This window comes from Pirellula sp. SH-Sr6A, assembly GCF_001610875.1.
In the GTDB taxonomy this organism is placed as follows: domain Bacteria; phylum Planctomycetota; class Planctomycetia; order Pirellulales; family Pirellulaceae; genus JBKCUI01.
Genome location: NZ_CP011272.1, coordinates 1,762,502 through 1,788,873 on the forward strand (window position 1 = coordinate 1,762,502; position 26,372 = coordinate 1,788,873).

The 26,372-nt window shown below is 55.4% G+C and carries 26 protein-coding genes; 5 read left to right on the forward strand and 21 right to left on the reverse strand.

Annotation, left to right across the window (positions count from 1 at the left end; all coding sequences use genetic code 11):
* Window position 1 precedes the first annotated feature (1 nt).
* The 4 genes from VN12_RS06965 to VN12_RS06980 form a co-directional block, all read right to left on the reverse strand.
* Window positions 2–3,769 carry a hypothetical protein gene (locus VN12_RS06965; protein WP_146676146.1) on the reverse strand — a complete coding sequence of 1,256 codons (3,768 nt, stop codon included), beginning with the start codon at window positions 3,767–3,769 and terminating at the stop codon, window positions 2–4.
* Window positions 3,770–3,881: 112 nt separating this feature from the next.
* Window positions 3,882–4,109 (reverse strand): FmdB family zinc ribbon protein, encoded by a 228-nt coding sequence (locus VN12_RS06970; RefSeq protein WP_146676147.1) that lies wholly within the window; start codon window positions 4,107–4,109, stop codon window positions 3,882–3,884.
* Window positions 4,110–4,127: 18 nt separating this feature from the next.
* Complete coding sequence (locus VN12_RS06975) at window positions 4,128–5,384, reverse strand: NAD(P)/FAD-dependent oxidoreductase (RefSeq protein ID WP_146676148.1); 1,257 nt, start codon at window positions 5,382–5,384, stop codon at window positions 4,128–4,130.
* Window positions 5,385–5,416: 32 nt separating this feature from the next.
* Complete coding sequence (locus tag VN12_RS06980; protein ID WP_240491347.1) at window positions 5,417–5,872, reverse strand: MarR family winged helix-turn-helix transcriptional regulator; 456 nt, start codon at window positions 5,870–5,872, stop codon at window positions 5,417–5,419.
* Between the two features lie 273 nt (window positions 5,873–6,145).
* Between VN12_RS06980 and VN12_RS06985 the strand changes: the two genes are divergently transcribed.
* Window positions 6,146–7,708 carry a hypothetical protein gene (locus tag VN12_RS06985; protein ID WP_146676149.1) on the forward strand — a complete coding sequence of 521 codons (1,563 nt, stop codon included), beginning with the start codon at window positions 6,146–6,148 and terminating at the stop codon, window positions 7,706–7,708.
* A 137-nt stretch (window positions 7,709–7,845) separates the two neighbouring features.
* Window positions 7,846–10,341, forward strand: coding sequence for a c-type cytochrome (locus VN12_RS06990; RefSeq protein WP_240491348.1), 2,496 nt, complete (start codon window positions 7,846–7,848; stop codon window positions 10,339–10,341).
* 75 nt (window positions 10,342–10,416) lie between these two features.
* On the opposite strand, the gene VN12_RS06995 is transcribed toward VN12_RS06990, so the two are convergent.
* From VN12_RS06995 to VN12_RS07005, 3 genes are read right to left on the reverse strand one after another with little or no spacing between them, the layout of a single operon-like run.
* A complete protein-coding gene (locus VN12_RS06995; RefSeq protein WP_146676150.1) occupies window positions 10,417–11,256 on the reverse strand; it encodes a GDSL-type esterase/lipase family protein in 840 nt (279 codons plus the stop codon).
* Window positions 11,253–11,918, reverse strand: coding sequence for an adenylyl-sulfate kinase (gene cysC, locus VN12_RS07000; RefSeq protein ID WP_146676151.1), 666 nt, complete (start codon window positions 11,916–11,918; stop codon window positions 11,253–11,255). The genes VN12_RS06995 and cysC overlap by 4 nt, the downstream gene beginning before the upstream one ends.
* A 14-nt stretch (window positions 11,919–11,932) precedes the next feature.
* Window positions 11,933–12,502 carry a hypothetical protein gene (locus VN12_RS07005; RefSeq protein ID WP_146676152.1) on the reverse strand — a complete coding sequence of 190 codons (570 nt, stop codon included), beginning with the start codon at window positions 12,500–12,502 and terminating at the stop codon, window positions 11,933–11,935.
* A 199-nt stretch (window positions 12,503–12,701) separates the two neighbouring features.
* Between VN12_RS07005 and leuC the strand changes: the two genes are divergently transcribed.
* The 3 genes from leuC to VN12_RS07020 all read left to right on the forward strand — a co-directional run bounded on the left by leuC (window position 12,702) and on the right by VN12_RS07020 (window position 15,799).
* Entirely contained in the window at window positions 12,702–14,117 is a 1,416-nt protein-coding gene (gene leuC / locus VN12_RS07010; RefSeq protein WP_146676153.1) for a 3-isopropylmalate dehydratase large subunit, read from the forward strand.
* Between the two features lie 62 nt (window positions 14,118–14,179).
* Entirely contained in the window at window positions 14,180–14,776 is a 597-nt protein-coding gene (gene leuD / locus VN12_RS07015; RefSeq protein ID WP_146676154.1) for a 3-isopropylmalate dehydratase small subunit, read from the forward strand.
* Between the two features lie 42 nt (window positions 14,777–14,818).
* Window positions 14,819–15,799, forward strand: coding sequence for a glycosyltransferase family 10 domain-containing protein (locus tag VN12_RS07020; protein ID WP_146676155.1), 981 nt, complete (start codon window positions 14,819–14,821; stop codon window positions 15,797–15,799).
* A 172-nt stretch (window positions 15,800–15,971) separates the two neighbouring features.
* Here the strand turns inward: VN12_RS07020 and accD are convergent, their stop codons facing one another.
* The 14 genes from accD to pduL form a co-directional block, all read right to left on the reverse strand.
* Window positions 15,972–16,808, reverse strand: a complete 837-nt coding sequence (gene accD, locus VN12_RS07025) for an acetyl-CoA carboxylase, carboxyltransferase subunit beta (protein ID WP_146676156.1) — start codon at window positions 16,806–16,808, stop codon at window positions 15,972–15,974.
* Window positions 16,805–17,497 (reverse strand): histidine phosphatase family protein, encoded by a 693-nt coding sequence (locus VN12_RS07030; RefSeq protein ID WP_146676157.1) that lies wholly within the window; start codon window positions 17,495–17,497, stop codon window positions 16,805–16,807. Before VN12_RS07030 ends, accD begins: the two co-directional genes overlap by 4 nt.
* A gap of 34 nt (window positions 17,498–17,531) precedes the next feature.
* The gene (gene rpe, locus VN12_RS07035) at window positions 17,532–18,332 is read right to left on the reverse strand and encodes a ribulose-phosphate 3-epimerase (RefSeq protein WP_240491349.1); all 801 of its coding nucleotides are present in this window, start codon (window positions 18,330–18,332) and stop codon (window positions 17,532–17,534) included.
* 217 nt (window positions 18,333–18,549) lie between these two features.
* Window positions 18,550–19,488, reverse strand: a complete 939-nt coding sequence (locus tag VN12_RS07040; protein ID WP_146676158.1) for a lactate/malate dehydrogenase family protein — start codon at window positions 19,486–19,488, stop codon at window positions 18,550–18,552.
* Between the two features lie 99 nt (window positions 19,489–19,587).
* Entirely contained in the window at window positions 19,588–20,523 is a 936-nt protein-coding gene (locus VN12_RS07045; protein ID WP_146676159.1) for a class II aldolase/adducin family protein, read from the reverse strand.
* Window positions 20,524–20,577: 54 nt separating this feature from the next.
* On the reverse strand, window positions 20,578–20,859 hold the full coding sequence (locus tag VN12_RS07050; RefSeq protein WP_146676160.1) for a EutN/CcmL family microcompartment protein: 282 nt from the start codon (window positions 20,857–20,859) through the stop codon (window positions 20,578–20,580).
* A gap of 13 nt (window positions 20,860–20,872) precedes the next feature.
* Complete coding sequence (locus tag VN12_RS07055) at window positions 20,873–21,622, reverse strand: hypothetical protein (RefSeq protein WP_146676161.1); 750 nt, start codon at window positions 21,620–21,622, stop codon at window positions 20,873–20,875.
* A gap of 54 nt (window positions 21,623–21,676) precedes the next feature.
* Entirely contained in the window at window positions 21,677–21,937 is a 261-nt protein-coding gene (locus VN12_RS07060) for a EutN/CcmL family microcompartment protein (protein WP_146676162.1), read from the reverse strand.
* A gap of 10 nt (window positions 21,938–21,947) precedes the next feature.
* Window positions 21,948–23,411: an aldehyde dehydrogenase family protein gene (locus tag VN12_RS07065; RefSeq protein ID WP_146676163.1), complete on the reverse strand. Its 1,464-nt coding sequence runs from the start codon at window positions 23,409–23,411 to the stop codon at window positions 21,948–21,950.
* Between the two features lie 3 nt (window positions 23,412–23,414).
* Window positions 23,415–23,723 (reverse strand): EutN/CcmL family microcompartment protein, encoded by a 309-nt coding sequence (locus VN12_RS07070; RefSeq protein ID WP_146676164.1) that lies wholly within the window; start codon window positions 23,721–23,723, stop codon window positions 23,415–23,417.
* A gap of 29 nt (window positions 23,724–23,752) precedes the next feature.
* Window positions 23,753–24,937, reverse strand: coding sequence for an acetate/propionate family kinase (locus tag VN12_RS07075; RefSeq protein WP_146676165.1), 1,185 nt, complete (start codon window positions 24,935–24,937; stop codon window positions 23,753–23,755).
* A 28-nt stretch (window positions 24,938–24,965) separates the two neighbouring features.
* Complete coding sequence (locus VN12_RS07080) at window positions 24,966–25,235, reverse strand: BMC domain-containing protein (RefSeq protein ID WP_146676166.1); 270 nt, start codon at window positions 25,233–25,235, stop codon at window positions 24,966–24,968.
* 92 nt (window positions 25,236–25,327) lie between these two features.
* A complete protein-coding gene (locus tag VN12_RS07085) occupies window positions 25,328–25,630 on the reverse strand; it encodes a BMC domain-containing protein (RefSeq protein ID WP_146676167.1) in 303 nt (100 codons plus the stop codon).
* Between the two features lie 43 nt (window positions 25,631–25,673).
* Window positions 25,674–26,372, reverse strand: a complete 699-nt coding sequence (gene pduL, locus VN12_RS07090; RefSeq protein WP_146676168.1) for a phosphate propanoyltransferase — start codon at window positions 26,370–26,372, stop codon at window positions 25,674–25,676.

Sequence of the window (26,372 nt, forward strand, 5' to 3'; positions counted from 1 at the left end):
TCTACTGAGGTTGAGGCGGAACGGCCGGCGCGGGAGCCCCTCCTCCGAACGGATTGGTACCGCCAAATCCTGGCAACTGCAAGTTCTGAAGATTCGGCAATGGGAGTTGAGGAAGGTTTTGCTGAACTCCTTGCTGCATTTGCTGCATGCCTTGCTGAAGGGGAGCCAATTGGTTGGACAAGGGTCCCAGCAACTTGTTCATCCCCTTTTCCATCTGCTTTTGCGCTTCGCTGCGCAATGCGGCACCGCCGATCTGCTGGGCGATCGATGTGAAGGCCGTGTAATCTACCTGAGGACGCTGCACCGTTCCTCGGAGGGGCAGTTGAAGCGATTGGCCGGCAAGCGATTGCAATGCGGGAGTCTTGTCAATCCAGTCTTTCTGAATAGGAACCGACGCGACGAGATCGAGCGAGCCATCGATGCCAACGGTACCACTCGTTTGTACCACGACATCGCCCGCTTGGATTTGCATGTTCTGGTGCGATACGCGTCCTTGTTGAACGTTAAAACCGACCGTCTGGGTGGGCATATGCAACCAAGTCGTCGCTGCCCCCCCTCCATCCTGCGCGCCGAGCCCCTTGCGTAGATTTCGAATCTGCTGAACCAGCGCGAGGAGCTGATCGGCCAAGGGCCCGGGTCCAACGTTGGCGCCGTGGATCGTGAGTTGACCTTTGACCGTTTGCTTGGGGAGATCGGTCGGCATGATCACAGCCTCGTCGATTTTCAAACTCAAGTTCCCTTGCACGCTCGTGACCTCTGCCAACAGCGGTGCAACATACTTGAGCCACCCCTGACACATCTGCGGTGAGATAGCGACGTTATCGATTACCGTCTCGGGCGCTTGAACGATCGCGATGGGATTCGATGCCAAATTGCCGTCGAGATTCCAACGCAGCGTTCCCTGCGATACGGGTATTTCGGCCTTGGTAAGCAAATGCCCATTCTCGATCTTGAGCGGCACGTCTGCTTTACCGATGGGAATACCGATCACACTCGCGCTATCCCAACCGATGTTCGAAGTAGCTTGGAGTGCATCGGACCAACTCGCATTGGCGCTGCCGGACGTCCACGATACCTCAAGTGGCTGCGTTCGTTGCCCGGCGACGACCAGATAGCTACCGGTCCATGGCTTCAGCTTCTCCGCAACACGCGCTGCATCGTAGGTGACATTTCCTTTGGAGAGAAACTCCATCTTTTCCTTGGAGGAGGTCAACACGGCATTTCCGCCATAGGCAAACCATTCGGTCTGCAATTGCGAATCGTTGAGGTCTAGTTTCCCTGTGGTCAGATCGTAGCGACCGGAAGCGATCGCTTTTGCCTGCGGCTCTTCCCAAAGAATGGTCGTCGCAGGCGCGGTCGTTCCCCCCGTGCTTACCAATTTGGTCGTGGGATCCACCGGTTTTTGAATGGCTTTGATGTTCAACGCATCGACTCCGAGAGCCCAAACGATTTGGCTAGGATCCAATTGCCACTTCAGCTGCCCTGTGACATCACCGTCGACCGAAGTCGATGCCACCTCTCCTGACTGCAATGCGACCAGGAGCTGTTGGGGATTGATCCGGAATCCTGCTTGCCCAACACGTGTTCCCGCCTGAGCGCCGGCTTCGTCTTTTGCCTGCAACGCAAAGGAGAGAGACTGAAGGAGTAGATTGTCGACTTGCAGACGCGAGATGTCCTTCGTACTAATTCTTCCTTGAAACTGCCCGACGACTTGAGGTTCCGCAAACCGAGTTTCCCCGGATTGGACGTAGAACTTGGTCGCACTAAATTTGGCCAGTGATATTTCGGCATGCGAGGCATCGACGACGCCTTTCGCTTCCAATTCGCACTGTCCGCCAAGATCGAGCCCCAGATCCAGGCCCGCAAACATTTTGGCGCGGCGCTGCCAGCCGGCCAGGTCCCCTGTCAGTTTCCATTGCATCCCGGCGGGTGGCAATTGAGCCATTCCCGGGGTCGACGGAACGAGCGAAACCGGCTCTTGAATCGATGCCGATAACAACTCCGTATTTGCTTTGAGTTGCACCGAAGAGCGATCGATCTGGATCAAGCTTCCTTTGTCGAGACGAGCGACCAATTGCATTTCCCCTTCCCAGGCGGGCTCGTTCAATTGCCCAAACTGGGTCACCATGCGCACCGGGGTGGTCTTCAAGGCTCCGTTGGCGATGAGTCGATTACTTTCGTCCTGTTTCCAAGCGACCTGGCATTCGGCCGCCCCGGCCAAACTCTGAACGGGGAGCGCAAACCACTTGGAGAGTCGCTGCTGCATCTTTGCCAAGTCAAAACTCCCCGCGAGTTGTCCTTGCACCAAATCTCCTTGCCCTTGGATATTGCAAAACTCCGCTTTGCAATCGGCTTTAAAGCTGGGCTGCCCACCGGCAATCGGACGCACATCGAGCGTCGCGTTCAACGCTTCGTCCCAACGCATACTCGTACCGTTCATAATGGCTTCGAGTCCACCTAATTTGATCTGCATATTGCTATCCGGCGGGACAGTCGCATCGATCACCGAACGCTTTTGGGATGCAACCAATGTCGCCTCGCCGCGGACCAATTCGACTTGATCCTGCATGGGTAGCAGATCGGGGGCAACCTGAATGACCCTCGCCAGATCGATCGATCCATTTAGTTCGTAGTCCGCATTCATGATCCATGGCTGGGTCAATGTCGGGACGTTGGGTACCAGGGGCAAATCGAGGATCGCTTTCAAAGTTCCTATGTCCGAAGCCAACTGCAGGCCATCGGTCTTGATCCGGTCCTGTCCTTTGTTCACGGTTCCTGCCAAACGGATCTGTTGCAGCGCTGCGCCTCGAGGTCCCACCAGGGTCGGTGCATGCACTTGCAATGAATCGATCTGAGCCGTGTGGATTTGAGCTAAGACCTGTTGCTGATTGTGCAATTCGATGTCGGCTTGCACCGTCGCCAATCCAGCGATCGATTCGATGGGGATTTCCGGCAGACGGCGTTTGACCAAACTGAACCAATGAAGGGGCAGCCCATTGGTTGCAATCGCCATCTTCAAAGGCATCAAACCATTCGGTTCGGCACCGACGGCAACCATAGGCTGAGCGAGCGGTTGTGTTTGAACGCTGAATTGTCCGCCCATCAATACCACACCGGGGGGAGCATTGGTTTGCTGGATGGTTCCGATCAAGGTCATCGGAGGGATCGGTTGCTCCACCGTAGGGAGTGGGATATCTGCTTGCTTGATCGCCAAATCCCAACTGGTAAGTTCGACACTATCGCGCGCATGAATCACGGCATCGGCGATGCGAATGCGTCCCGTAAAAGCGACTGAACTTGCCCCAGCTCCCGTCGACGCATCGGTTGGTGACTCGGCCGGTTCCAAAAAGGGTTTGAACGCCTTTTCGAGATTCGTAGTTCCCGGCTGAACATCCAGACGCACCGAAGCTCCTCGTACGGTTATCGTCTTTAGGTCAGCATAATTCGTGATCAGATTCCAAAGTGAGAGCTCCGTCTCGATCTCTTCGACCTTTGCTAGCTCAGCTCCTTGGTCATCCGACAATTGAAAACCGCGAATGCGAAAGGGCCGAAACCATCCAGCTTGGATCTCCGCCAAATCGATTCGCATGGGCTCCAGCCCCGCGTATCGGTTGATCATCGAGACAGCCAGTCCCCGGTTCTGGACCAGCATTGGCACACCAAAGAAACCTGCTGATAGAAAGACGATCAGACCGACAATCAGTACCTTGCGGATTCGAAGTCTTCTGCGAGGTTTCTTGCTAAATCCGTTTTCTTTCTCACGTCTCATCTTGCCGACATCCTATCCCAGGGGAACCATACAAAGACGGTATCGCCGGGGATAGTAGTCGAATTCTACAAGAGGGGTCGATAGAGATTTTCGACCGGTTAGACAGCAAAAATCAGTTGTCGAACATACAACCGCTCGCGCATTCCGACCTACCGCATGGTCCCGGTTCTGGAGAGGAGCCTCGTCCACCCGTCGCCATAACCGGTGCACTGACGACGCTCAATTGCTTCGTCATTTCCTTTGCCCCACACTCCGGGCACTCTACCTTGGCGTCGGGCTTCGAAACGAGGAGTTCCGACTGCTTCTTGCAACGCTTGCATTCGTATTCGTAAAGTGGCATGGTGGTCTCCTCGCAGGACTATTGAGCAGCCGCCATTTCCATAGCGGTCTCTCGCTTGAGTTCTTCGATCAGCGGCCAAAGTTCATCGACCCGTTCGTCGAACAAATTGCCGATGAGGATATCGGTGATAAGGTTTTTCTTATCCGGATATCTTCTCACCAGCTTACCGAAATTGAGCCCATCGTAAAACGCCATCACTAAATTGCGCATGCGGTTCATCGCCTTGTTGTACTCGGGCTCCCAGACTCGCAATCGAGCTTCGCTCGGATCGTTGGCCTCCAACGCATCTCCGACAGCTTGAGAGACGACGTCGGCAGACGTCAGCGCCAAGAGAACGCCCGAGGAATAGAGAGGGTCAAGAAACCCGTAGGCGTCCCCGGCCAACACCCAACCGTCTCCCCCACCCTGCTTCGCCTTGTAGGAATACTCTTTCTGAACAAAGTAATCTTTGACGCGTTCCGCACCTTCGATACGAGGCTTTACCCCTGGGCAGCGATCGACCTCTTGGTTGTAGATCACTTCGGGGTCTTTCGAATCCCGGTTTCGGAACAAGTAATCGAAGTTGGCGACCACCCCGACGCTGACAACATCATCGTGCAGAGGGATATACCAAAACCAGCCCTTCTTCTCTTGAGTTTGAATGACGATCGTTCCACCGGCATCCAGTCCAGGTTCCCGCTTGGCTCCCTTCCAATACGTCCAGATCGCGGCCTTTCGCAGCTCTTGGTCCCACACCCGAAGGTTGAATCGGTCGATCAAGAGAGACGACTGCCCACTCGCGTCGATGACCACGGACGCGCGGACCTCCTTCTCCTCTTCCCCTTCGCATCGCACTTTGACGCCGACGACGCGATCCCCCTCGCTCAAGACATCGAGTACGCGCGCCCCCTCGTGGACCGTCACGCCCGATTCTCTCGCATGATGGACCAGCATCTCATCAAATTCACTCCGAAGCACTTGCCAGGTCTGCGATCGCTCATGCGGGTCGTATTCCTCGAACCGAAACGGCTCGGAGAGCTTCCCGTGTTCATTGATAAATTGAACCCCATACTTCTTGGTGAAGTGACTGGCCTTCATCTTGGGGAGCAAGCCGAGTTTGTCCAAAACCGGGTAACAAAAAGGGATTAACGATTCCCCCACATGAAATCGAGGAAAATGATCCCGTTCGTAGACGACGACTTTGAAGCCGCGCTTGGCTAACAACGTTGCCGCTGCAGACCCAGAAGGCCCTCCGCCGATCACGATCACGTCGAACTGGTTTTCGCTTCGAATCATCGTTCACTCCTTAGGTATGTCCAAGATTTCAACTACCAATTGCTTCCCTCAGGCTCATGCGGCTTTCTCGCTTTCGAAAGAAGTTCGCACAGCTGCCGAAGTTCCTTTTGCGACAAATGGCCGATCTGATCGGCGTGCATCGCCTCCAACGGTGCTTCGATTTCTCCAAGGATCTTGTGTCCCTCGGGAGTCAACGAAACCAAAACAGCCCGGCGATCCTCTTGCGACCGCGTTCGCAGGACATAACCGTCCTGCTCCAGCCGATCTAACATGCGAGTGATGTCCGGTGCCCGCGAAACCAACCGGGTCGCTATGGTCAGCGTTGGGACCGACGATTCGGACCCCTGAAGCAGCCGAAGCACGTTGTATTGTTGTGGGGTTAGCCCAAAAGGAGCAAAAAACCGCTCTTCAATGGCCTTGAGGCGATCGTACGTCCTCCAAATGGAGAGGTAAGCCTCTTGGGAGAGCGAATCAAATTTCCGTTTCACTACCATCTCGTCCTGCCACATGCCACTCTCCGTCGGAAGACCCCAATCGGACGACCCCATGCAGTATAGACCTAATTAGTCGTCGAAACAACTATTGTCGAGACAGGAAAAGTCGGAATTGTTTGGGAGTTGCGAGGTTGGGAAAGAGAACCGGGTGGATTCCCAAATTGTGGTGACTTCGCTGATCGGTTACACTTCTCGTCCTGTCATCAGGTGTCCTCCAGTCTGGCCCCGTACTCGGTCCGTTCCTACCCCTTTGTTAGATCGCGTTTCATGGGCCAGCTGCGTTTTCGAGTCCGGAGTGCCGAAAGCTACGACCCGAATATTTGGCAAACGGCCTACGTCTCAGGACTCGAGGGGATCCCATGGTCCAGTCGCAATCGTATCGAAAGCGATTTGTTTATCATCGACCGAACGGTCAATGAGTCGGGCAAGCTCTCGATTGTTTGGCCGACCGAGGAATATGGACCGCTTCTTCTCTCGACCGCATCGCTTCGATGTCAAGAAGCTCCCTATGTGCTGATTCTGGAACTGGCGCGGGGCACGATCCACCGGATCCGAGGCCGAGCATTGGATTGGCAACGGATTGGACTGAAGCTCCCCGATGTGTTCCACCAAAGCATGGAACAAGCCTTGGAGGCGTTCGTCGAAGCCGTGCTCGCTTCGAATGACTTGCACCGTTGCACTCCACTGGCGCAGCGAGCCATCGACCTGACCATCGCAGCGGCAAAACCACTAGGACGAGCCTTCATCTCGCAGTCATTGCAGGCTCGCCATCAATCCGAAAAACAATTGAGCACGCTGTTGGGGGTCAAACTCACTCCTACCCCCGAATGGAGTCTCGATGCTGCCTCTCTTTTGCCCGCGATCAATACCGTCCATCTGTCGATGGAGCAGTGGCAACTGGAAGGAGACAGTCCTCAAGACCGCTACGGTGTTTTGGACCAGCAACTCGCTTGGGCACGCGATCATTCCCTGCGAGTCTTCGCAGGCCCGTTGCTCAACCTCCAACCCCATGCCATCCCCAGATGGCTCTATTTGTTCAACGACTTCGAGTCCCTCTACGATGCGACTTGCAAACATGCGACTCAGGTTGTGGAACGCTACCGCGGGCAAGTCCACTTGTGGACAGCCGCCGCAGGCCTCAACACCCCGAACACGCTCGGCTTGACCGACGAACAGATACTCCATCTCTCCGTCGGCGTAATCCAATCGGTTCGTCGATCGGATCCGAAGACTCCAGTGATCGTGACCATCGATTCGCCATGGGCGGAGTACTTGGGTCAAAAATCGGACGGAATCAGCCCGCTTCACTTCGCCGATGCGTTGGTCCGAGCCGACTTGGGACTCTCTGGGCTAGGCCTGGAGTTGAACCTCAATTACTGGCCTTTTGGCTCCCTTCCCCGCGACTTGATCGACCTTTCGGATTTGATCGACCACTGGAACATTCTCGGCCTCCCGTTACTCGTCCAGCTTTGCACCCCATGCAATGCCAGACCATCCGCTCGGGCTATTTCAAAAGCGTCCGTCGTCTCGGGATGGCAATATCCTGAATCGAATGCGTGGGAAAAGAGATCCATGAAGGACAGCGATTCGGATCGCCCCAAAAACCCATCGAACGGAAACGACGACGCCCCCTGCTGCCGATTGCCACTCAACGGGCTGGAAGCGATCCAGATGCTGCTGGCCAAAACCAACGTGCATGGCATTATCTGGAACCAATTCTCCGATCGAGGAGAGCATGTCTATCCGAACGCTGGCCTGATCGATTCGCAGGGTTGCCGACGAAGTTTGCTGGATGGACTAGCACGCCTTCGACAACTGCACGTGCACTAGTTGGTTGCGTAAGCACTTTCTTTGCGGAATATGAAGAGCCATTGTCTCCCCTCCACGGCATTGTTGCGTGCCACTGAGGGAGTAAGATAGTTTCGGTCACGTTCTCCCTCCACCTTCCTAAGTAATCAAGGTAAACCATGCGACGCTCTCGCTTTCATGTTTTGTTAACGCTCGTAGCGGGGGCCCTCCTGGCACCCCCCGTCATGGCGTTCGATCTTGGGGCAACCCCGCCTAGCGCGTTCCGGGTCCCGGCCGGCTTCCAAGTCGATCTCGTTTACGAAGTTCCCTTGGCCGAACAAGGCTCGTGGGTTTGCTTGACCCCCGACTTAGATGGAAAGATCCTGGCCTCCGATCAGTACGGCAAGATCTACCGAGTCACCCCAGCCCCGGTGGGATCCACCGCCGATAAGACCGTTGTCGAAGCTTTGGATATCGAAATCGGAATGGCCCAAGGGCTTCTCCGGACCAAAGATGGTCTCTACGTCGACGTCAACAACAAAGAGAACGCGGGACTCTATCGATTCCAAGACACCGATGGAGACGGGAAGTTCGAAAAGAAGGACTATCTCATTCCGCTTAACGGTGGTGGGGAACACGGTCCTCATGCCATCATCGAAGGACCCGATGGCCGACTTTATCTTTGCGCCGGTAACCAAACCAAGCTGCCTGAAAAGATCGACGCTTCGCGCGTTCCGAAACATTGGTCCGAGGACCACATGCTGGGGAGAATGCCCGATGCTCGAGGCTTCATGGCAAATGTGCCGGCACCAGGTGGCTTCATCCTGTCGCTGAAACCCGATGGAAGCGATATTGAGCTTCTCTCAACAGGCTTCCGCAATGAGTACGATATCGCCTTCAATCCGCTCGGCGATCTTTTCACCTACGATGCCGACATGGAATGGGACGTCGGCACTCCATGGTATCGCCCCACCCGAGTCAATCATGTGACCAGCGGTTCCGAGTTCGGCTGGCGAAACGGCACAGGCAAGTGGCCTGAGTATTTCGCCGACAGCCTCGGCTCGGTCGCCGATATCGGCTACGGATCCCCGACGGGAATCGTCTTTGGAATCGGTACCAAATTCCCCGCCAAGTTCCAAAACTCTCTGCTCATCAGCGATTGGAGCTTCGGTGTCGTGTACGCAGTGTCGATGACTCCAAAGGATTCCTCCTACGAAGCCAAAGTGGAACCCTTCGTTAGCGCTTCCCCGATGCCGGTTACTGATTTGATTGTTTCGCCGAACGAAGGCTGTATTTACATGTCGGTCGGTGGTCGGAAAGTGCAGTCCGCTCTCTATCGCATTCGCTACACCGGCCCCGAGGATGTTTCACCCGCGAAGTTCCCCGATTCGGCCGACGCTCAAAAAGCTCGCCAAGCCCGTCGAGAGTTGGAATCGATGCACCGCGGTTCCTTTGACTTGGCCAAGGTCCTAGCGCAGGTCGGAAGCCCCGACAGATCGATGCGAACCGCTGCCCGTATCGCATTGGAACACCAAGATCCCAAACTGTGGCGCGACGCGTTGGCAAAGGCCTCGACACCGCAAGCAGCCATCACGCTCGCTGTGGCCCTCTGCCGCAAAGGGGAGAGCTCGGACCAAGCAGCCATTCAGAACAAACTTCTGAGCCTTTCCTGGCAATCCTTGTCCGCCACCGAAAAGCTCGAACTGCTTCGCGCCTACCAACTATCGTTCTTGCGATTAGGCGACGGCAACGCCGATTTCCGCGGCAAGATCGTCCAGCAACTCGATAGCCATTTCCCGGCTGAGGATGGAGATAGCCGACTCGATCGCGAACTAGCGCGTGTCCTGGTCTACCTCGAAGCTCCCAAGATCATCGACCGTTGTGTTGGAAAGATGAGAACCAGCGGCTCGGCGGACGATCAAATCCATTACGCGTTCTGCCTCCGCGAAGCAACCAACGGTTGGAACGAATCCCTGAGAAAGCAATACTTCCAATGGTTCTATGACGTCGCGACCGCTCGCGGGGGTGCATCCTTTGGTGGCTTCATCGAGAATATTCGCCAAGCGGCTATCAAGAAACTTTCCGACGACGAGAAGTCCTCCCTCGGGGAATTGGTGGGAGCTCCTCCTGCCCCCAAAGATCCGCTCGCCGATTTGGAACCCCGAAAACTAGTAAAGCAGTGGACCGTCGACGAACTCGAGAAGACCGCGGACTCCAAACAAAAGGGATTTGACTTTGAACGAGGCAAACAGATGTTTGCTGTAGCGCAATGCTACAAATGCCACAGATTCAACGGGCAAGGGGGCATTCAAGGTCCTGACTTGACCGCATCAGGAGGCCGCTTCAGCACGCACGACATGCTCGTGGCGATCGTGGAACCGAGCAAAGCGATCAGCGATCAATACGAAGCAACCCAGTTCTTGCTCGAAGATGACACCGTCGTAACGGGCCGGGTCGCCAACCTCAATGGGAACAATCTCATGGTATCGACGAACATGCTCGATCCCGCGAACTTTACCAATGTCTCACGCAATAAGATCGTCGAGATGAAGGCGAGCAAAGTATCGATGATGCCCACCGGCCTGCTCGACACGCTCAATCAAGACGAAGTACTCGATCTGCTCGCCTACCTGAAGTCAGGGGGCAATCCGAAGCACGAAGTCTACAAAAAGTAAGACACGTCGCTTCGGCAAATTGCATCGCCAATACCATCGCCCCTCGGCTCGCTTGGAAACGAGGGGCGATTTCTATTAACGGCCAATCATTTCATCCAATTTCTTTCGAACCAATCCACCCCACACGCGATAGCCATCCGAATTTTGATGAAGCATATCCTTCACAAAGTACTCCGGTTTCGGCTGGCCTTCGGAAGTGAGATACGACGATTGGGTTTCTAAAAACGAAACATTCTTGAATTCAGAACTCAACTTCTCCAAAGCACGATTGGCCTGTTCAATACGAGACCAATGCTTGAATCTCGACGGAGTAGCCGTGATGCTGATCAACAACACCGGCGCATCGGGGCGTTCGGATCGAATCGAGTTGATAACGACTTTCGCTAACCGAGCAATTTCCTCGGGAGTCTTGTCCAACTCGCTCCCCGTGATGTCGTTCGCGACAAAGATCGCTGCGGCTTGATATTTCAACCCGCGAATCAATTGAGGTGTGTAAAGAGCGACATCGCAAAATTTCGAACCGCCGTAACCTCGACGGACTGGCTTCCAAGGAGTGATGTCTTGCTCGATGGTATTCCACAGACGAATGCTCGAACTGCCAAGGAACAAGATGGAGTCTTCGCTTCCCTCGGTCGCATTATTCGCCGCCAGCGTCGCTACCTCCTTATCCCACTTCAATGCCCGCTCGACGTACGCTTCCAAGTGATTCGAACGGATATGTTCGGGATCGATCGGTGCACGGAGGGTCTCCGGTGCAATTTTTTGTTCGGTCGGTTTCTTTTCCTGGGGAGCAATTGCGAGCACCGTCGACGCATATGGCATCGATATCGATGAGAGAGTCGCGAGAGATAGTGCGATGGAATGACGAATCCATCGGAGCATGCGGTGCGTTCGTGTTTGGGAGTTGATTTTCATGAAAGGATTCCTTGCGCGATCAGGTGGGAGAGGACTTGCGAAGCGCATTGCTCAGCTGGCGTCTCGGCCGATTTAAGCTCTAAGTCGGGTGCGTCGGGAGCTTCATAGGGGTCCGAAATGCCGGTGAAGTTTATGATTTTTCCTTCGATTGCTTGCTGGTAGAGCCCTTTTGGATCTCTCGCCATGCAGACTTCGAGAGGCGTGTTGACATAGATTTCGATGAAAGAGCCTTTGCCGTTCTGCTTCTCCACCCAGTGCCGGACCAAATCTCGGTCTTTGCGATAGGGGCTCACGAAAGCGGTCAAGCAGATCATCCCTGCATTGGCGAGCAATTCTGTGACGGCGCCCACTCGTCGAATGTTTTCTTCGCGGTCTTGCTGACCGAATCCCAACCCGAATCGTTGAGCGAACTCCTCGCCGTAGACCGGGGCCAATAGGTTGGGTCCGGCGCAAAGTCCGTGCCGGACGTTGTCGCCATCGAGGAGATAACTCCGCGCACCGCGATCGAACAATTGATGGTCAACCAAGTTTGCAATCGTACTTTTTCCGGAACCGCTTAAACCGGTGAACCACAAAACGCAACTCCGATGGCCGTTGCGTTTCTCCCGTTCCACTCGCGATACGGATTGCGAATGCCAGATGACCTGAGGCGTATCGCTCATGGCTAGGCTTTCTACTACTTGGTGAGGGCAGCGACGATTCGGTTCATGACCTCGTGCTCACCCTTGGAAATGGAGGCCCACCCCAGCAGTCCGCCGCTGGCGCTGGCGACTTGTTGAATCTCCTCGACCAAGGTCGCTTTGAGTAGATCGGCCTCTTCCTGATCGAGCGAGGAGACCAAACTCTTGGCGTAGCTTTCCCAGACGCCCAAGAGTTCCGAACCGGGCTTCTTCGCCAGCCACTGATCGAGGAGTTGCATCGCGGCGCTTCCTTCTTCGATGGCGTGCTTGCTCACATTTTCTTCGATCAATTCCCGTTCTGCCTTTTCCAAACGTCCGTCCGCCCAAGCGACGGCGACGAGGGGGAACACCCGAAGGGCTGCAAAAGTCGCTGGAGAAACCCCGAGTTTCGTGAGGGCTCCCAGTACATTTTGGTCTTGGATGCCGGAGATTCGGGCCAAGTGGTTGATCGCTAATTCCGCTTCCACGTCAGCCTTCAGTTCCTCTAATAGTTTTGCATCCAGCGAGCTAAAGAACTGGTTTTCCAGGGCTGATCCGCGTTCTCGCAAAGAATCGCCGTTCGACATCGTTTCGCCTATTCGAAAAGGGTGCGTTAGTAGAAAATGGATAGCCGTTTAGAATATCCGCCGGCAGCGGGCGCGAACACCCCAGAGAAGATTGCCTCTCTAGGAGGAGAGGTCGCGTCGCACTCGGCCTCGGATCGTCCCACGCGGAACCGCTTCGGGATGCCCATTTCGGTTTCACTCTCCCACCCTTCGCAGAAAAATGTCCAGCAAGCCTCCTCGTACCATGTTCCAGAAAATCTGGGACAATCATGTCGTCCACGCCGAACCGGGTAAGCAAGCGATCCTCTACATCGATCTGCACCTTGTCCACGAAGTCACGAGCGCCCAAGCGTTCGAAGGACTTCGGCTGGCCGGGCGAAAAGTCCGACGCCCCGAGCGGACAGTCGCGACGCCCGATCACAATGTTCCCACGAGCAATCGCTCCCTTCCGATCGCCGACCCCATCGCGCGTCAACAGGTCGACACGCTGCGAAATAACTGCCGAGAATTCGGGATCCGACTCTACGACTTGAACGACCACGATCAAGGAATCGTGCACATCATCGGGCCGGAACAGGGCTACACACAACCCGGTATGACCATTGTCTGCGGTGATTCGCACACGGCGACTCACGGGGCTTTCGGCGCGCTGGCATTTGGGATCGGTACCAGCGAAGTCGAACATGTGCTCGCGACCCAGACCCTCCTCCAAACATTGCCCAAAACCTACGAACTCCGAGTCGATGGTTCCCTAGCCCCCGGAGTCACCGCGAAGGATTTGATTCTTTACCTCATCGGAAAACTGACCACCTCCGGCGGGACAGGTTATGTACTCGAGTACACCGGTGAAGTCATTCGCCGCCTCTCGATGGAAGAACGCATGACGGTATGCAATATGTCGATCGAGGCGGGTGCTCGTGCAGGTATGATCGCTCCCGATCAAACCACCTTCGACTACTTGAAGGGACGCCCCTATGCCCCGAAACAATTCGACGCCGCGGTCGAACTTTGGAAGCAACTGCCGAGCGATCCGGGCGCCGTTTACGATCGTGTGGATATCTACCAAGGGTCCGATATCGAACCACAAGTCACGTGGGGAACCAACCCAGGACAAGTCACCTCGATCAATTCGAAGGTTCCGAATCCGGCAGCGTTTGCAGACGATACCGAGCGCAAATCCGCAGCCAATGCATTGGACTACATGGGCTTGAAAGCCGGTATGCCTTTGACCGACGTCACAATCGATCGTGTCTTCATCGGCTCCTGCACCAACGCTCGTATCGAGGATTTGCGCGCTGCAGCCCATGTCGTCAAAGGTTACCGCGTGAGCGACAAAGTCTACGCGATGGTCGTTCCTGGCAGCGGGCAAGTCAAACGGCAAGCGGAAGCGGAGGGTCTCGACCGAGTCTTCAAAGAAGCCGGTTTTGACTGGCGCGAAGCGGGATGCAGCATGTGTTTGGCCATGAACCCCGATCGCTTGGAACCAGGCGAGCGATGCGCATCAACATCCAACCGAAACTTCGAAGGTCGGCAAGGCAAGGGCGGAAGAACCCACTTAGTCTCCCCCGCCATGGCCGCTGCCGCTGCCATCTCGGGTAAATTCACCGACATTCGCGACTGGACTTACAAGTCCTAACCTTACGCTCTTAGTCGCCGCGAATTTCCGATTCCAACCAACCTGTTAAACCGAACTCCCCCATGAAACCATTTACCAAACACACCGGTGTGGTCGCCGCAATGGATCGCGCGAACGTCGACACCGATCAAATCATTCCCAAGCAGTTTCTCAAACGGATCGAACGAAGCGGCTTCGGCCAATTCCTCTTCTTCGACTGGAGATTCCACGAAGATGGCTCACCAAATGCCAACTTCGAATTGAATCTCCCCCGTAATGCTTCTGCGTCCATCCTGGTCGCACGACGCAACTTCGGCAGCGGTTCGTCGCGAGAGCACGCGGTCTGGGCCATCGACGATTACGGCATCCGATGCGTCATCGCTCCTTCGTTCGCGGATATCTTTTACAACAACTGCTTTAAGAACGGTACCCTCCCGATTCAACTGAGCGAAGAACAAGTCGAAGCCTTGTTCCAAAGGCACGCGGCGAATCCGCAATACACGCTTACCGTCGACCTGGAAAACTGCACGGTGAACGATGGAAACGGATTTGAAGCAACGTTCCAGATCGAGCCATTCCGACGCCATTGCTTGCTGCACGGTCTGGACGATATCAGCTTGACGTTGGAAAATGAGAGCATGATCAGCGCATTCGAAGCGGCGCATCCCGCGTTGGCCTAAACCTACCCCCTTCGCGATAACTTGCCATTGGAAGGTGGATTGATGACGCGTCCCGTCCTTCTGTTCTCATCCACCTACGTCGGCTACGATTTTCTGCGTCAGATTCCAAGTTCTCCAATCGACTGGAATCGCTTCGAATTTACACTGGATCCCACGCACCCCCATCTCTTTGGGTGCGTGGTCTACGACGATCTGCCTGGAACTCTTCGGCTTCCATGCCCCAGATCGCATTGCTTGCTAGTGACGGGCGAACCCCCTTCCCTGCGGACCTATCGCCCTCGTTACACGCATCAGTTTGGTGCGATTCGCACGAGCCACACATCGATATCCCATCCCAAAAAATCGCTGGGACATGAGGGGCAGCCGTGGTACTACGGGCTTTGGCCAGGGGACACCCACGGCGATATCCTGCGTTTTGACGAACTTGCACAGCTTCCGCCACCCGCGAAACCCTACCGAATCAGCGTCATTGCCAGCAACAAAACGACCACACCGGATCACCGAGAACGATTGCGTTTCGTTCAGATGCTCCAAGATGCAATGGGCCAGGATCTCCATGTGTTTGGACGAGGCATCCGGTCGATGCAGGACAAATCCGAGGCGATTTATCCCTACGAGTACCATATCGTTCTCGAAAATGACCACTCCGATTACTATGTCTCCGAGAAACTGGTGGATAGCTATCTCGGCTGGGCATTCCCCATCTACTCCGGAAGCCGACACGTGAACGACTTGTTTCCGACCGAATCGTTTCTTCGCATCGATATGTATCGGCCCGAGGAGTCGATCCACCGCATTCGCGATGCGATCAGGAACAATTTGGCGGAGCGTCGCTTCGACGCAATGCGTACGGCGAGAGAGAGCGTGCTGTATCAACACAATCTTTTCGCCATGATTCAACGTCACTTCGCCGAACTTGCTCCGTGGAGCCCACGGGGACGCGGATGTGTGCTTTACCCAAAGAAACAAGCCACCAAACAAATACTGCGTCGGTTCTACGAACGAGGCTTGCTGCTGGACTGACCCCAACGTCGGTGCACGAGCTTGCTATATGGCAAGCCACATGGGGTAACCCTTCGCGACTGCGTTGTGTGGGCGACCAAGCATCAAAAAGAAAGAACACTTGGCTAGGAATTATCACGAAGGATGTGGTGAGAACGACAGATCCGGAGGCAGGAGGCCAAGGCCAAAAAAACTACAGTTTCCCGCAGTAGTCGATGGCGGTCGCGATCTCGGTCTTGAGACGTTTGCGCTCTACAATTCGGTCGACATAGCCATGCTCCAACAGAAACTCGCTCGTCTGGAACCCTTCCGGCAATTCGATTCGAATCGTCGCTTTGATCGTCCTGGGGCCCGCAAACCCGATCAGGGCTTTGGGTTCTGCAAAGATCAAATCACCGAGGCTGGCAAAGCTGGCGGCGACGCCACCCATCGTGGGGTTGGTGAGGACACTAATATATAGCCCGCCATTCGCATGGTACTTCGCGAGCGCCGCGGATACTTTGGCCATCTGCATCAGGGACAGAATCCCTTCGTGCATCCGGGCTCCACCGCCAGACCCGCTCACGATGATCAAAGGAAGCTTCAGTTCGGTGGCACGCTCAATCAGCCGAGTCAAACGCTCCCCCACCACCGATCCCATGCTCCCCATAATGAAGGCCGAATCGGTGATAGCAATCGCAACCCGGCGGGCGCGAATCATCCCAGTCCCGCAAACAGCTGCATCGGTCAACCCCGTGCGGGTTTGCTCATCGACAAGTCGTTGCGCGTAGGTTTTTTTGTCCGAGAAGGAGAGGGGATCTGTCGGCAATACACTCTCATCACAGATCTCGAAGGTATTCTCGTCGAGCAATTGCGAGATGCGATCCCAAGCCGAAACGTACATGTGATAGTTGCACTTGGGGCAAACATTCAAATTCCGTTCTACCTCTTTGCGGTAGATCGTCTCGTTGCACCCGGCGCACTTGATCCAAAGACCTTCAGGTACGCCACGTCGGCTCGCTTGCTTGGATTCGTTCTCTAAAGTGCTCATGTCGCGTATTCAGGCCGAATATAACTGGTGTGCGAGGATGATCCTGCGAGGGCGTTCGAATCGCCCATCGCTGACTGCTGCCCATCGGTTAGCGATCCAGAAACCTGAGAATCGGAATCGACACACTGATGCGTATCTGCGTCGATCAATTCCCAACTCCCGTTATCGCACTCCGACTCCCACATATCGTCGATGTCGGTTTCCATCAATTTGTTCGCTACCAACGTAGCGAGCGGCTCGGAAACGACGACCGCAATTGTCTCATTTGCGTGCTTTTTGCATAGCTTGCTTAGCAATTTTGAAACGCGAGCCTCCGCCTCGTCAATCGTTTCCCCGCCCGGTGGACAGAACGCTCGAGGATTGTCTTGAACCTGGCGGAACAACTTCGGCTGCTGACGCTTCACTTCGTCGATCCGCTTTCCCTCCCAAAGTCCATGGTCCAAATTGGCAAAGCAATCACAGACCTTCCACTTCGCTTTGGAGTGGTCCGCGATCTCCTTGGCAGTCTCCTGCGCGGATTCACAAGGACCGCAATAGACGTGAGCAATAGGCAATCGCTCCAGTTCCGTCGCGACACGTTGGATTTGCTCCAACCCATGCGACGAGAGAGGAATATCCAGACTTCCCTTGATTCGTTCTTGTTCATCGAACACAGTGGCCCCAGGGCGTACCACTACAACATTACACATACAATCAATCCAGAGAGGAACGAAATGCGGCCGCTCATGGGGAGTACGCCGCTTGCAATCGAGTGATCGCTTGGCAGTAGTCCGGCTGCTTGAACAACGCAGACCCCACCACTAGCAAATCGGCCCCAGCAGCAACGCAGGAACCGATTGTTTTTTCATTGACACCACCATCAACTTCCAACAACAAACGATCGCCGTACTGGTCGTGCAACTGCGAGAGCCGCTCCAACGCAATCGGATTGAACGCTTGCCCGCCAAATCCCGCTTGGACACTCATGACCAGAAACAGGTCACAGAATTCCACGAATGGCGTTACAGTCTCCCAGCCAGTCTGCGGATTGATCGCTAGCCCTGCGAGAACTCCGTGTGACTGGATCGACCTTAGCAATCCCTCAGGGTTCGACTCCGCCTCGATGTGAAATGTGATCGCGTCCGCCCCTGCCTCAATAAAAGCATGGGCGTACTGGCTCGGATCAGAAATCATCAAGTGAACATCGAGCGCCAAGTCGGTCACCCGGCGAAGGGCTTCGACGATCGGCATGCCGTACGTAAGATTCGGTACAAAGTGACCGTCCATCACGTCCAAATGCAACACGGCGATCCCGGCCTCTTCCAATTGCCGAACTTCCCGCTCCAAATTGGAGAAGTCGCACATCAGAAGGGATGGCAGGATGGCAGGGCTCGCAGATCGAAACCGATTTCTCGTTTCCGTCGCCTTGCTGGATGGTTCGGACATATAGACCGCTAGATGGTGGTTTGCAGCAAAGCAGGCTAACGCCAGCAATCCATCGCTGCAATACACTCCACAATAAACAAGCTCGCAGTGGTTAGGCAAGGGGCAAAATGCCGATCCCTGCCAGCCAACCCACCAGCTGCCCCACCCAAATCCGTAAGTCCAGAATCAGAGAGGACTTACGCGTCATTAAAAAAACAAATACAGCCAGCAATTTTCCCTCCGAACGCGGTCGGTTTGCCGCGCTCGCGGGAGAGAAACGAAAGGTCCCCGTTTCACGCCCTAGTCCCCTTTCCTTTTCAAGGATTGGGGAATCGCATTAACCGATTCGCTTGAGGACGGTATCCAAGGTTGGCTTGATGGCCGCGGCACTCGCTTTAAGCCCCTGCAACTCCTTAGGCCAAAGATCCAACTCAATCCGCTGCAAAGCACCGGTTCGACCGACGACGGTGGGGACCGAAATCGCAACCTGATCGATTCCGTAGCAAGCCCCGTCTTGCACGGTGGAGACGGGAAGAATGCGGTTCTGGTCGAGTGCAATAGCATCGACGACATCTCGTATCGCAATCCCAACCGCGAAACCAGCCCCACCTTTCTTCGAAAGGCACTCCGCTCCAGATCCTTTCGTCCGGGTGAAGATTTTGTCTGCGAGCACACTGTTCCATCCTGGATACTTTTCCAACGGCAATGAACCGACTGTCGCGCTCGACCAAACAGGAATCATGCTGTCACCATGCTCGCCCAAAATCAATGCCTTGGTCTGCGTCGGTGCCGTGCCCAACGCGTCCGCGATCAATGAGCAGAATCGAATCGTATCGAGTTGCGTTCCCAATCCGATGACTTGCGTTGCCGGGAGCCCCAATCGCTTGGCCGCGACGAAGGTCAAAATGTCGACGGGATTGGAGACAACCAACACAATCGCCGACTTCTTCATTCCTACTTTCTTGATCTCATCCAGAATCCCTACGAACAAATCGGTGTTGCGATTGATCAAATCGAGGCGGGATTCCTCCGGTTTCCGTCGCAAGCCAGCGGTTATGCAAATGATGTCGGAATCAGGAATCTGCTCGTACCCGCCCGAGGTGCATAGTTGATCGGCGACGCTCGGGGTCCCGTGCATCAAATCCAGAGCGTGCCCCGCTGCCAAATTCGCATTGACGTCGATCAAGCAAATTTCGCGGACGACGCCACCGCACTGCAACGCATACGCAGCGCAAGACCCGACCAAGCCGCCACCGCCGATAATGCTGATTTTCATAGTATTTGATTTCGAAACGAACGAAGGATTATTGGGTAAAAGGGAACGCGGCCGAATAGGCTCGCCTGGGCCCCGTGCCCAGAATCGTCCCCGCAGCGATTAACCGTTGAGTTGCTTCAGGACCTGTGCCGTGATGAGCTTGACCAATTGCTCTTGGTCGAGGCCGGCCAATTCCGAACCTTCCGCTGCACCGGAGTTTGCGGCGGCAGCGCGGAGGACAGGAGCTGCTGACGAAACGGCTTGCGTAACCGCTTGCGCGACGTTCGCGGCAGGTGCCATCGGAGGAGGCGATGGGAATGCACGGCGGTCTACACCAGACTCTTTCCATGAGTCGCGGAAAATATCGTTGGCACACACATCGCAGTTCTGGTATTCCGGTGTATTGCGGGGATCTTGCCATCCCCACTTCTGCTTGAGGTCCAGCAGTTCTTTTTCCTCTTTGTAGGTAAAGTACGAAACGTTCCCCAGCTGTTTGGCCAACATCAGGATCCGGCAATACGCATCGAGGATCTCGGTCCACCAATAGGCTTGCTCGACATCCACGCCGTAACTTACTGTTCCGTGATTGGCCAAGATGATAATGTTGGTCTTGGAAACGAACGGCAAAATCGTGTCGGCGAACGCTTGTCCCCCCGGGGTCTCGTACTTGGTGATCGGCACGTCTCCGATGAAGACCTCGACCTCGGGCAGAACGCACTGAGGGATCGGTTCACGGGCGACTGCAAACGCGGTCGCATGGGGTGGATGGCAATGGACCACACTCTTGATATCGGGACGTTGTTTGTAAATTTCCAAATGCAGGAGAGCTTCGCTTGATCGCTTCTTGATTCCCGAGATTTGCTTCCCGGTCATGTCGATCGACGAGATATCTTCGGGCTTCAGAAACCCCTTGCTGTGCATGGTCGGGGTGCACAAGATTTCGTTGTCGCTAATGCGAACCGTGATGTTTCCATCGTTGGCGGCGGCGAACCCTTTGTTGTACAAACGGCGACCGATTTCACAGATATCCTGCTTGATCTTATGTGCGTTGACCATGTTGCTTTGTAGTGGTGACAGGGGATGAATGAGGTTTGGATGAAGTAGACGGGATTAAGATTGGATTCGGATTTCGTCGAGAATCGCAGCGTTGTAAGCGTCGACGGGCTTTTGAGCTGGCTTGAACGCCTGCGCCGCCTCCGCGCCGTCGCTCACTGCGATGATCGAACCTTCGCTTGCACCGAGGTCGTCCCAGACGACGACCAGATCGGGATCTTTGACGGCTCGGCCTAACAAGGTATCACCATAGGGAACGGTCGCCTTCAACGAAGCACCTTTGAAACTCGGATGAGCACGACTGAGCGTCACCGTTCCTTCGACTAAATAAAGTTGCATTGGTAGGGCCTCTCTAATTGGTCCGTTTCAAATGTTCGAAAACAGTCCTCGCCGCATTGCACACGGCGGGGATCGACCAACCGTGTATCGGCAACACGAGCAAATTGAGCGGGACCTCGCGAAGGGCCCGTGTTACATCGCTCCACTGGGTAACCACCGCTGGGCGTAGCGATTCGATGCGAGCCGCTTGCCATCCGGTCGCATACGCCGACTCGACCCATAGAATGCCTGCTTGATGACCATGACCCAACGATTCCTGGATCGATCGCAGGGCCGCGGCATCATCGGTGGATCTTGCCAATACCTTGGCTTGCTTTGGACAAAGTTGTTTCTCGATGGCAGACATCCATGGGGATGTACCTGCCATCACCAATCGCTGCGGGCGCGAACCCGGCGAAGGAGACGATTCCTGCGAGGACAAAGGCACCGGAATAGCTTGGTGCGTCGCCGACTGGTCGGCACCGCTATCGCGAACGATGGCGATCCCTTTCTCGCGGCAAAGATCCTTCACGGCTGGAGTCAGAATCGAGCGTGGAGGAACCCGAAGCGATGCGATCCCTCCCGTACGACCACGCAAACACTCCGTGCTGATCACCGAATCCATGAGCACCAACTCACGAGCGTCTGCGGAGGGGCTAGCGGCTGGGATCGCAGCGACGCTCGCGACAGGAATCGCAGAAACCGACGAAGACGCGACGCTTCCGGTCCAAGCCTGGAGGGCTTGGCGAACAAGCTTTTCGACTTCGGTCGCAGTGGGTTTCACGGTGTTGGTCTGGAATCTGAAAATGGGTTGAAGGCAGTGGCTGCGAAGCGTGCACTATTCGTCGAGTAGTCCGAGAACGGCCCAACGAATGGGACTGTTCTCCACAGAAAACATTTCCTTGACGGCGCTCCCATCGCTGGTGAGCATGACCAGTTCTCCCGCCCCGGCACCGAACCGATCGACCGCCACCAAGGGGGCACCATCCGGAGATTTGCCATCCGCCGTCAGGGGCTGACAAATCAGAAGCTTGAGATTCTCAAGCGTCCGATGCTTCACGGTCGAAGTTGCATTGCCGAGGACGCGGGCTGCCTGCATCGCGATGTTCCTACTTGGGGTTGCCGAGGATGAACAAATCGTCGATCAATGAGCAACGACGTTCGCGCGTGAACGTCAACGGCGTCGTTACCCCTTCACCGGTTGGCCCGGCAATCGAGAACGACAGGTACCCTTCGCCACCAAGCCCGAGAGCTGCCATGCAGGGTCCGTTTTTGACGAACAAGGTCGTGTCCATAGCTCTCGCCATCTTGGTCATGTTCGACACATTGCGAGAATGGATAATGCTGGTGTGCCGGTAGCCATGTTCGGACTCTTGGGCGAGTGCGACGGCTTCGTCGAAATCTCGGCAGCGAACGAATGGCAGAAACGGCATCATCTGTTCGGTCTGTACAAACGGATGATCCTTCGTCGTTTCTCCAAAGACTACCAGCACGCTGGGATCGATCGTCTTGCCAGCCGCCGCCGCCAACTTGTGAGCGTCTTGACCGAGCAGTTCTTTCTTGGGAGCGAAGTGGACATCGCTCCCTTCTCCGACCTTGGACAACGCGGCATGGGTCAGACGCTCGACTTCCGGTGCATTGAGTCGAACGGCTCCTGCCCGCTCCATGGCGGACATCATGGCGTCGAATACGGAGGCCACCACGAAGACTTGCTTCTCCGCGATGCAAAGGAGGTTGTTGTCAAAGGAAGCTCCATCGATGATGCAGCGTGCCGCGCGATCGAGGTCCGCAGTCTCATCCACGACCACAGGCGGGTTGCCCGGGCCAGCGACGACCGCTCGCTTGCCGCTATTGAGCGCTGCCCTTGCGACGGCAGGACCGCCCGTGACACAGATCAACGCTACACTTCGGTGCTTGAACAGCTGCTGCGCGGTTTCGAGAGTGGGTTCGCAGATCAAGGAGATAAGATTATCAATCCCCAAATCAGCGTGGATGGCTTGATTGAATCGACGTACTCCCTCGGCGGCAACCTTCTTTCCGCTCGGGTGTGGATTCACAACGACGGCATTCCCGGAAGCGATCATACTGACGGCGTTTCCGGTGATCGTAGGCAGGGAGTGAGTGACCGGAGTGATCGCACCAATAACGCCGAACGGAGCATGTTCGATGACCGCCAGACCGTGATCACCGCTGTAGCATTCGGTTTTGAGGAACTCCACACCCGGGGTCTTCTCCCCCAACGTCTGAAGCTTTGCGATCTTATGCTCTAACCGGCCGATCTTGGTCTCGTTCATTTCCATCGTGCCGAGTTCCACCGCATTTTCGATGGAGATCCGTCGGATGTGTTCGATGATCCGGCGACGGTGTTCGATGGGGCGATTGCGCAATTCCTCGAAAGCCGCCCGCGCCGCGCGAACGGCGTCGTCGACTTCCAAGAACAGTCCATAGCGACCATAAGCCGACGATTGGCTCGCAGCCGGGGCGCTCGAGGTGGCAGCAGCCGCGGAGGACTGCCGCACTTGGTTGATCACTTGCTCAACCACCGTACGAATAAGGGTCTCTGAAACTTGCATGGTTTATTGACGTTTGTAAACGTTATTTTTTTCGATATGAACGGTGTCCACAATTCCGATGATCACACAATCAATCGGAAGCTTGTTTGTCTCTGGTGTGAATCTCGCACTGCTTCCCTGCGTGATCAACACCATATCGCCGACTCCTGCTCCCAGCGTGTCGACGGCGATGAAAGTCCGTCCGGTCGTCACCAGTTCGTTACGAGCGCTGGGTTCCAATCGATACGGTTCGACGACGAGCAATTTTTGGCCTACCATCGTGTCCACCTTTTGAGTGGAAACAACTGAGCCTGTCACTTTAGCGACGAACATAGTTGATTCTCAGCTTGTGCTGGTGAAAGTTACTTTTGAATCGCCGCGACCGTTTGACGGGCAACGACAATTTCCTCGTTGGTCGGAATGATCCATAGCTGGACCTTGCCTGCTCCATCGTCAATCCGTCTCTCGGGTGCACCTGTTTGATTTTTTTCTTCGCTGAGGCGAATACCGAAATCGTCCAATCCTTCGCAGATACTGTGCCGAATTCGCTTGCCGTTCTCGCCGATTCCACCGGTGAAGACAATCGCATCGACTCCGCTCATGGCCATCATCATCCCACCCAACTGCCGCCGGATGTCCGCTACATAGACATCGAGAGCTAGACGGGCATCGGCGTTGCCACCCTCCGCGGCTTGCTCCAAATCTCTCACGTCCCCCGACAGTCCGCCGGAGAGCCCGAGCAACCCGGCTTGGGTCGCCAGCTTGTGGAGCAATTGGTCCAAGCTAAGCCCCGTATGTTCCATCATGAGCGGGAGTGCGAACGGGTCCAAATCGCCGACTCGATTGTTCTGTGGCAATCCAGATTGCGGACTCATCCCCATCGTGGTAGCAACACTCTTTCCGGCTTGAATAGCACAGAGGGACGAGCTACCTCCCAAATGGCACGAGACGATTCTCGCGTCCTTACGGCCCAAGAGTTCCGAAGCCCGACCTGCTATGAAACGATGCGATGCACCATGGAACCCCCACTTCCGGATGGGAAGGGCGGCCGCCAAATCGGTCGGAATGGCGTAGCGTTTCCAAGCTTCCGGGATCGTTTGATGGAAGTCGGTTTCGAACGCGGCGACCAAAGGGATCTTCGACATCGAAGCCAACTGCTTCATTGCAGCCATGTACGGAGGATTGTGGGCAGGAGCCACCGAATTCATCTCGTCCATCGCCGACAAAACCGCATCGTCGATGCGGAACACCCCCGAGATTCGACCGCCGTGTACCGCTTTGAAACCGATCGCGCTGATTTCGCTGGCATCTCGGATGCAGCCATTCTGCGGGTCGGTTAACTGAGCAATGCACGCATCCACGGCAACCCCGTGGTTGGGTACGCTCTGCATCATCTCGGCTCGATGCGAGCCGATCTCGACAAAGCAACGACTCTCGGGTGCACCGATACGTTCTACACCACCGCGAGCGAGCTGCCGCTCATCGGTCATGTCGTACAGTCGGTACTTGAAACTTGTCGAACCTAAGTTGGATACGAGAACCTTCATGGCTTTCCAGACACTCCGTTTACCAGGCTTACTTGAAGAATGCAGTCACGAGACCTTCAGCAGGTCGTGGAATAATGTGGCTAGCGACCAATTCGCCCACTTGGGCGGCCGCTGCTGCGCCAGCTTCTACTGCCGCGCGGACGCTGCCAACGTCGCCACTGACAACCGTCGTCACATAGGCGCCGCCGATATCGACTCGCTTCACAATATCGACGCTGGCCGCTTTGGCCATGGCATCGGTGGCTTCAATCAAAGCCAGCAGACCTTTGGTTTCAATCAATCCAATTGCATTTTGCATGTTGCTATCACTCGAGCTTGTAAGTTGTTTCGAAGTTTGTTTGGAATTCGATGTTCGCTTGCGGCTCCGCAAGCTCTTCGATTCGGCAGACATTATTCAGCGGAGCTGGAGGCCGCATTGACCTTCAGCACTTTGTTCAAATCATCGTGTGGTCGTGCAATGACTTGCACACTCATGACTTGACCAACGCGACCAGCCGCAGCCGCGCCCGCATCGGTGGCTGCTTTGACGGCAGCGACGTCGCCACTCACAAAAGCAGAAACCAGCCCGCTACCAACTTTGTCCCAACCTAGGAACTTCACGTTCGCCGCCTTCATCATCGCGTCGGTCGCTTCGACCAAGGCGATAAAGCCTTTGGTCTCGATCATACCGAGCGCTTCGTTGACCTTTGCCATTCGAATTCTCCAAACAAAATAGGGAAACTAGACATAGAACCTGTTAGTGGTCCTGGCACTTGCAAGGACCTTGTTTTCGCAACTCGACCAAGGTGGCGTGATCCAGATCACACGCGTTCCCTTCGTCCGTATCGATATGCACCTCAAGCTTGGCCGCTTTGTCCTCGCGAACAAGCAAATCCTCGAAGACGACCGAACACTGAGGTGATTTCACCACGAGTGACATAAAGTCCCCGTTTTTGACTCCGTAATGCGCGCAATCCGATGGCCCCATGTGCACGTGCCGGGCCGCTCGAATCACCCCCTCCGTCAGCTCAACCGCACCCGCGGGCCCAACCAGCACACAACCCGGTGTCCCAGCGATATCACCGCTGTGCCGGACCGGGGCATCAATGCCAAGGGAGATCGCATCGGTGTACGCCAATTCGACTTGACTCGCTTTGCGGGTGGGACCGAGAACGCGAACATTCGGAAGCATCCGACGCCGAGGTCCCACAATCATGACTTGCTCCGCCGCCGCATAAAAACCATCCTGATAAAGCCCCTTCTCCGGCGTCAGCTTCTTTCCTTTACCAAACAACTTCTCCACATGCTCGTCGGTCAAGTGGACGTGACGGGCCGATATGCTTACGACCAAATTTGGTTTGCTGCTCGCGCCCGCTACGCCACCCAACGCTTGGGCAACGGCACTGCGAACCAGCGACTCGATGTGGGATGGATCGATATTCATTGCGCTTGCCAT

Coding starts and splice junctions, on each gene's coding strand:
- VN12_RS06970 (WP_146676147.1), bottom strand. CDS start 4,109: ATGCCACTTTACGAATACGAATGCAAGCGTTGCAAGAAGCAGTCGGAA.
- VN12_RS06965 (WP_146676146.1), bottom strand. CDS start 3,769: ATGAGACGTGAGAAAGAAAACGGATTTAGCAAGAAACCTCGCAGAAGA.
- VN12_RS06985 (WP_146676149.1), top strand. CDS start 6,146: ATGGGCCAGCTGCGTTTTCGAGTCCGGAGTGCCGAAAGCTACGACCCG.
- leuD (WP_146676154.1), top strand. CDS start 14,180: ATGAAACCATTTACCAAACACACCGGTGTGGTCGCCGCAATGGATCGC.
- VN12_RS07060 (WP_146676162.1), bottom strand. CDS start 21,937: ATGCAGGCAGCCCGCGTCCTCGGCAATGCAACTTCGACCGTGAAGCAT.
- VN12_RS07075 (WP_146676165.1), bottom strand. CDS start 24,937: ATGAAGGTTCTCGTATCCAACTTAGGTTCGACAAGTTTCAAGTACCGA.
- VN12_RS07020 (WP_146676155.1), top strand. CDS start 14,819: ATGACGCGTCCCGTCCTTCTGTTCTCATCCACCTACGTCGGCTACGAT.
- VN12_RS07030 (WP_146676157.1), bottom strand. CDS start 17,497: ATGTGTAATGTTGTAGTGGTACGCCCTGGGGCCACTGTGTTCGATGAA.
- leuC (WP_146676153.1), top strand. CDS start 12,702: ATGTCCAGCAAGCCTCCTCGTACCATGTTCCAGAAAATCTGGGACAAT.
- VN12_RS07045 (WP_146676159.1), bottom strand. CDS start 20,523: ATGGTCAACGCACATAAGATCAAGCAGGATATCTGTGAAATCGGTCGC.
- VN12_RS07050 (WP_146676160.1), bottom strand. CDS start 20,859: ATGCAACTTTATTTAGTCGAAGGAACGGTGACGCTCAGTCGTGCTCAT.
- VN12_RS06990 (WP_240491348.1), top strand. CDS start 7,846: ATGCGACGCTCTCGCTTTCATGTTTTGTTAACGCTCGTAGCGGGGGCC.
- accD (WP_146676156.1), bottom strand. CDS start 16,808: ATGAGCACTTTAGAGAACGAATCCAAGCAAGCGAGCCGACGTGGCGTA.
- VN12_RS06975 (WP_146676148.1), bottom strand. CDS start 5,384: ATGATTCGAAGCGAAAACCAGTTCGACGTGATCGTGATCGGCGGAGGG.
- VN12_RS07065 (WP_146676163.1), bottom strand. CDS start 23,411: ATGCAAGTTTCAGAGACCCTTATTCGTACGGTGGTTGAGCAAGTGATC.
- VN12_RS06995 (WP_146676150.1), bottom strand. CDS start 11,256: ATGAAAATCAACTCCCAAACACGAACGCACCGCATGCTCCGATGGATT.
- VN12_RS07080 (WP_146676166.1), bottom strand. CDS start 25,235: ATGCAAAATGCAATTGGATTGATTGAAACCAAAGGTCTGCTGGCTTTG.
- VN12_RS07040 (WP_146676158.1), bottom strand. CDS start 19,488: ATGAAAATCAGCATTATCGGCGGTGGCGGCTTGGTCGGGTCTTGCGCT.
- pduL (WP_146676168.1), bottom strand. CDS start 26,372: ATGGCAAGCGCAATGAATATCGATCCATCCCACATCGAGTCGCTGGTT.
- VN12_RS07070 (WP_146676164.1), bottom strand. CDS start 23,723: ATGTTCGTCGCTAAAGTGACAGGCTCAGTTGTTTCCACTCAAAAGGTG.
- VN12_RS07085 (WP_146676167.1), bottom strand. CDS start 25,630: ATGGCAAAGGTCAACGAAGCGCTCGGTATGATCGAGACCAAAGGCTTT.
- VN12_RS07005 (WP_146676152.1), bottom strand. CDS start 12,502: ATGTCGAACGGCGATTCTTTGCGAGAACGCGGATCAGCCCTGGAAAAC.
- cysC (WP_146676151.1), bottom strand. CDS start 11,918: ATGAGCGATACGCCTCAGGTCATCTGGCATTCGCAATCCGTATCGCGA.